Genomic DNA, 5,293 nt, shown 5'->3' on the forward strand with positions numbered 1-5,293 from the left:
AATCCTTTGTAGAGGCTCATCCAGATGCTTTTTTACGGGAAATTGCGGCACATTTTGATTGTGCTGTCCCTTCAGTATGGGCAGCTTTAAAGCAGATGAAGGTCACTTCAAAAAAAGATGACGAGCTTTAAGGAACAAGACCCAGAGAAAGTCGCTGAGTTTCTTGATATTTTGGATAACCTAAACGATTTACCAATCGTATATATTGATGAAACAGGAATCGACCGCTATCTCTATCGTCCTTATGCAGGGGCTCCTAGAGGGGAGAAAGTCTATGAAAAGATTAGCGGACGTCGTTTTGAGCGAACTTCAATTGTTGCAGGACAGTCTAACGAATTATAAAAAAGCGTATTATTTATCTGATAGAAGTTTTGATTTCTGGTATGACTTACAATACATATATGTCGAGCTGAATATGTATGAAAAAGCACAAAGATTATTAGAACAATGTCAATTCAAAGTTTCACAGTTAGATTTATCTTTTCTAGAAGATTATTTGGTTATATCTTTAGAAATTTTATATAACTGCAATAAATTTAAACAAATGCAACCGTTATTGAAAATTTTAGATACACATTTTAGTGATAATGAAAAATTATCGGATATGAAAGAAACACTAGAAAGTGAAGTGAGCGAATATCATGAATAACTATCGAATTATCTTAAGAAAATATCCTATTGCAATCAATTTTTTTATTTTCAATTTGTTTTTTAAACTATCTATGTATACTTCAAAAACAGTTCATGCACTCTGGTTTGAAATGAATGATAGGCTCCCTAATTATGGTCTATCCTATTCTGCCATGGCATTTGCTGGCATCTTTTCATTTTATATTGGTAAAAAAATAGGACGATTTACCCCTCAAAGAGTGATTCAATGTGGTTTAATTTTATATAGTATTGGCTTATTTTTTAGGATGTTTCCTAATAACTCAGGCATTTCTATAATATCTGGTTTTGTTTCAGGAATCGGTGCTTCGGTAGTGTTGTTATTAATTAGAGTATGGATTGTGGGCATAGGAAGTGAAGAAGAACGTTCCTCTATTGTATCGTTGAAAGAATTTGCAGATGGAGTAGGAAGTTCTTTAGGCATGCTACTAGCAGGTTTTCTTGTCTGGATTTTAACATTCTTGTTTCAAAACGCTACACAATTGACTCTACTTTTTTCGAGCGTCCTTTGCCTGATTACTGTATTTCTAATTCCTCCTATTACTCAATCTCATAATGAGAGTGGCGATTTGGAGAAGGCTGAATTTAAACATTTTGCAAAAGCTAGAACCCTGCTTGTTGGAACTATAATATTCGGCTTCATTATGGGGGGAAGCGTAAGTTTATTTGCTCCATATCTTCCAGTTATTTTAAGCAAACAAGGTATAAATGTATCTGTTATTGGTGTAACATTGACAATTTTAGGACTACTGAGTACTTATTTCTCTTCTCTTTTTTCAGGTCAAAAAACCTCAAAATATAAAGAGTATATCTTTGTGGTCAGTGAAATTTTAGTGGGCTTATCAACAGCTTTATTGATATTTAATATGCAATTTTTATACTTGTTTCTTATTCTTATATGCAGAGCTTTGTTCTTAAATGGTTCTGTAATTAGTCAAGAATTAATGGAGTTGGATATGTATCCTAAAGAACAAATTTCATATTTCTATGGTATATCTCAAACTTCATATTTTATTGGAGATAGTTTAGGTGGATTACTTGGAGGGAATCTGTATGCAAATGATTTACAAAAAACATTAATCATTTTCTTTATCATTTCCACTATAAATGCAATTTCTTTGTTTCTTTTTTATAAGTATATGAAAAAGTAGGTCACAGGATGATGAAAATAAAAAATTTGGATTTAAATGATGCTATATTCCTATCTTATACTCAAGATAGTAAACTTTTATGGCATGATGAATTATTAGTAGATAATAATGGACAAATAATATATGACAAAGAATTTTCTGCAATACTATCAAATGATAATTTTATTTACATATTTAGTCTGGAAAATTCGTATTTAGTGTTATCTAGAATTAATATTAATCTAGAGCTTAAATTGGATACCTATAAACTAGTCAATATATCAGATAAAGCAGAGATACTAAATGTCTATTTTTATAATTCAGATATTGTTGTGATCATTTCTGATGATACAGCTTCTATCTCTCAGTTTCTTATTTCTTTTGAAGAGGAAAAACTTATCACTGCTATGATAAGTAATATTGGGGAGAAACAGGACTTGTATAGAGTCTATAATGATATTGAATTGCGGTTAATTTCCACACCTAATATACAGCCCAATCTAGAAATTGATGGAAAAATTATACAGAATTATCTATGTGATCGAGGAAATATGGTGTGCAGTCTTTACTCTACTACTCGTATATCTCTTTATAATTTCGAAAACGATTCATACTTAATAGAAAGTTTAGACTTGTTTTATCCTATTATTAACGCTATTTTAGACGAGTGGAATCTTTTTGTCATTTTGAATAGATTCGGTCGAACAACTTTAGTTAGTATTGACTTGAAAACAAATATGATTAAAGAATATGATTTTGAAGGGAAGATTGATTTTTGTTTACTTCAAAACAGTAGACTTGTTTTGAAGCATAGTACGATTGAAGGATTCGAGTTTTTACTTTTTGAAGATGGAAAATTTGAGACAATCTATAGAGATATGTCAGAGGAGTTAATAAGCAAAGAATTCTATTTTGAGAAGTTTGAAGGGATTCATTATAAGTCAAATAATCCAGAAAAGTTATTAGTTTCTTTACATGGTGGTCCAGAATCCTATGAATTTAATTCATTTACTAATGCTAAAATATATCGGTTTGCCTTGAACAACTCGGTAGATGTCTTGGTTGCTAATTATATTGGGTCGTCTTATTCAGTTAATACAGAATTATCAAATAAAAATTGGAATTATGTGATAGATGAATTGGTAAGAACGATTGAGTATATAGTGAGTAAAACAGTAAAAGATGTTAAAAAAGTTTATTTATATTCAGGAAGTTTTGGATCTATATTAGGATTACTACTGAGTGCCAGATTTTCTCACAATCTAGGTGGACATATATGCGTTTCCCCTTTGATAGATTTATCTAATCAAATAAAAAAACAAGTGGAATGGAAAGGAAATGGTTTACTGATAAGTTCTCGACAACTGAAATTACAGAAATGTTTTCTGATAAGGTGTGGAAGAAAAATCTTCCTTATAAAACATTCATCATGCAAAGTCCTAGAGATAAAGTTTTAGATTTTTATTATATGAAGTCGACATTGAACAACTATAAATGTTTTGAAATTGATGAATTACCAATAAATGGTCATGGGCCTGAAACTGAATTTGAACTCGATATACTTAATCAAAGTGTTTTAGAAAAAATGAATAAATTATTTGTTGATTGACAATGATAATTTTCTGTAACCGTCCAATAACGAAGTATATTGAAAAATCTCCATATTAGGAACTATCCGTGAGTTCTCTAATCTGGAGATTTCTTATAGGGGCTGGAGCTCTTCTTGACGTCTCTGTAGGCGTTCATCAACTGACAAGTCTTCCCAGTCTCTTTCCAAGGCAAATAACTGGTCACAATAGGCTAAACCTTTAGCTCCTAAGGATGAGTTATCTGCTTGCTTGGGGGTCGATTCAAAAAACTTCCTTCTCACATGCGCCCAACATCCAACAAGTTCAGCTTCTTCCAGTTGACGATAAGCTTCTAGCGGTTCGCAGTTTACCAAGCTTAGCGTCGCCTTGCTCCTAAACCTTGGACTGCTATTGCATAGGCAGAACTAGAGGACTAAAGTCCTAAGTTACTACCGCAACATATCACAATGCACATATCCAGAATAATCTCCTAGGAATTCTTGTACTACTGAACCACTTCGACGCTAATCATGGAGGTAGAGTGTGTTTGCTTGCTTCTCTGATTTTCCTGACAAAAAAGTCCAATAGTAAGTCAGCTGACTAGCACTCTCTAGAGCCCGATAATAGGTTTCATCCGCATGAAGAAGAGCTTGTTCTAACAACTTTTCTCGTAAAAGGTTATAAAGGGACTCTAATAGTATTGACTCGTCTTGATATGCCAATTAGAGATTTCCTTACGTGTGATTGGTAAACCCATCTTAGCCCAATCTTCTTCCATAGGCTTCCCTCTCTGTTTTCTAACTTTATTATACTAAAAAGAAAGGCATCATTTCAATAGAAATCACGACTTTCTGATGAATTTATTTGGGGAGTGATAGAAAAGCCCTTCATCAGCCAGTCTACTTGTTCAGGTGTGAGAGCTTTGACATCCTTTTCTGTACTTGGCCAAGTCAACTTACCGTTCTCAAAGCGTTTATATAGTAGCCAAAATCCTTGACCATCCCAGTAAAGAGCTTTAAAGCGGTCTTTACGTCCACCACAAAAGAGAAAGACTTGACCTGAGAAAGGATCCAATTCAAAGTGGGTTTTAATGAGATAAGCCAGTGAATCAATGCCTTGTCTCATATCCGTTTTCCCACATACGAGATAGACCTGCCCTAGGCTAGATAGATGAATTGTCATAGAGCAACACCTTATCCAAAAGCTGTTCTATCATTTCGAGATTGAGAGATTGAAAAAAACTTACTTCAAGCTTGCCAATACGAATTTTAAGCAGAATATCATTTCTCTTTTTAGAATCAAAACGACGAGATTGTGGAATCTCTACAGGAACAATAGGTTGTGGCATTAAAATATCCTCCAATAGTTTTACTTTACTAATAGTATACAGGAGGTCTTCCATGAATGATAGATACCTTGTTATGACGCGCTTACGATATAGAGACCAGATAGGCAAAAGAACTTGTTCTTGAAACTGACCTCTACTATAATGATTTTTGTAAGGGACGTGAGGCTTCACTATCAGAGAACTCAAGTTCATAAAAAAATTGGAGATAAACAAATGAAAAAATTATTGGGAATTGTCTTTTTATTAGCAGCAGTGACAGTATTGTATTTTGGTTCTGTTGGCTAGCCAAGTTTGAATGTCAGCCTATGGTCTTTGATTCCGGTGGGTCTGTTCCTCTTTTTCACTCTAGAGAATCTTTTGAAAAAAGACTACAAGGCTAGTCTGATGTGTTTGATTATTGCCTTTATCATCGCAAATGCAATTTTGGACCTGTTGCCAATTTCAAGTGGCTTGGTGATTGGAGCAGGTGTGCTGGCTTGTGTAGGTATTGGTTACCTATTTCCTGATAAAGAAGGAAAATAATACTCTTCGAAAATCTCTTCAAACCACGTCAGCGTCGCCTTGCCGTATGTATGGTT

The 5,293-nt window shown here is 33.6% G+C and carries 6 protein-coding genes and 3 pseudogenes; 5 read left to right on the forward strand and 4 right to left on the reverse strand.

Annotation, left to right across the window (positions count from 1 at the left end):
* From HT715_RS11725 to HT715_RS01000, 4 genes and pseudogenes are all read left to right on the forward strand, one after another.
* Window positions 1–327 (forward strand): annotated as a pseudogene (locus HT715_RS11725) (IS630 transposase-related protein); the annotation flags it as partial.
* On the forward strand, window positions 275–649 hold the full coding sequence (locus HT715_RS00990) for a hypothetical protein (protein WP_138699592.1): 375 nt from the start codon (window positions 275–277) through the stop codon (window positions 647–649). The pseudogene HT715_RS11725 and the gene HT715_RS00990, both read left to right, overlap by 53 nt.
* On the forward strand, window positions 642–1,820 hold the full coding sequence (locus HT715_RS00995; protein WP_023941358.1) for an MFS transporter: 1,179 nt from the start codon (window positions 642–644) through the stop codon (window positions 1,818–1,820). Before HT715_RS00990 ends, HT715_RS00995 begins: the two co-directional genes overlap by 8 nt.
* An 8-nt stretch (window positions 1,821–1,828) precedes the next feature.
* Complete coding sequence (locus HT715_RS01000) at window positions 1,829–3,256, forward strand: hypothetical protein (protein ID WP_023934526.1); 1,428 nt, start codon at window positions 1,829–1,831, stop codon at window positions 3,254–3,256.
* A 245-nt stretch (window positions 3,257–3,501) separates the two neighbouring features.
* Here the strand turns inward: HT715_RS01000 and HT715_RS01005 are convergent, their stop codons facing one another.
* From HT715_RS01005 to HT715_RS01020, 4 genes and pseudogenes are all read right to left on the reverse strand, one after another.
* Window positions 3,502–3,741, reverse strand: coding sequence for a transposase (locus tag HT715_RS01005; RefSeq protein ID WP_275689819.1), 240 nt, complete (start codon window positions 3,739–3,741; stop codon window positions 3,502–3,504).
* 84 nt (window positions 3,742–3,825) lie between these two features.
* A pseudogene (locus HT715_RS12345) lies at window positions 3,826–4,142 on the reverse strand (transposase); the annotation flags it as partial.
* Between the two features lie 56 nt (window positions 4,143–4,198).
* Complete coding sequence (gene tnpB, locus HT715_RS01015; protein WP_050141977.1) at window positions 4,199–4,549, reverse strand: IS66 family insertion sequence element accessory protein TnpB; 351 nt, start codon at window positions 4,547–4,549, stop codon at window positions 4,199–4,201.
* The gene (locus tag HT715_RS01020) at window positions 4,530–4,715 is read right to left on the reverse strand and encodes a hypothetical protein (protein WP_001136123.1); all 186 of its coding nucleotides are present in this window, start codon (window positions 4,713–4,715) and stop codon (window positions 4,530–4,532) included. Before HT715_RS01020 ends, tnpB begins: the two co-directional genes overlap by 20 nt.
* A 213-nt stretch (window positions 4,716–4,928) precedes the next feature.
* Here HT715_RS01020 and HT715_RS01025 point away from each other — a divergent pair.
* Window positions 4,929–5,237 (forward strand): annotated as a pseudogene (locus HT715_RS01025) (hypothetical protein).
* Window positions 5,238–5,293: the final 56 nt, after the last annotated feature.

The sequence above is a fragment of the Streptococcus sp. 4155 genome (genome assembly GCF_013276695.1).
GTDB classification, from domain to species: Bacteria; Bacillota; Bacilli; order Lactobacillales; family Streptococcaceae; genus Streptococcus; species Streptococcus pseudopneumoniae.

Excerpts from the sequence above, each read along its gene's own strand:
- HT715_RS00990 (WP_138699592.1), top strand. The coding sequence starts at position 275 with ATGAAAAGATTAGCGGACGTCGTTTTGAGCGAACTTCAATTGTTGCAG.
- HT715_RS00995 (WP_023941358.1), top strand. The coding sequence starts at position 642 with ATGAATAACTATCGAATTATCTTAAGAAAATATCCTATTGCAATCAAT.
- HT715_RS01000 (WP_023934526.1), top strand. The coding sequence starts at position 1,829 with ATGATGAAAATAAAAAATTTGGATTTAAATGATGCTATATTCCTATCT.
- tnpB (WP_050141977.1), bottom strand. The coding sequence starts at position 4,549 with ATGACAATTCATCTATCTAGCCTAGGGCAGGTCTATCTCGTATGTGGG.
- HT715_RS01020 (WP_001136123.1), bottom strand. The coding sequence starts at position 4,715 with ATGCCACAACCTATTGTTCCTGTAGAGATTCCACAATCTCGTCGTTTT.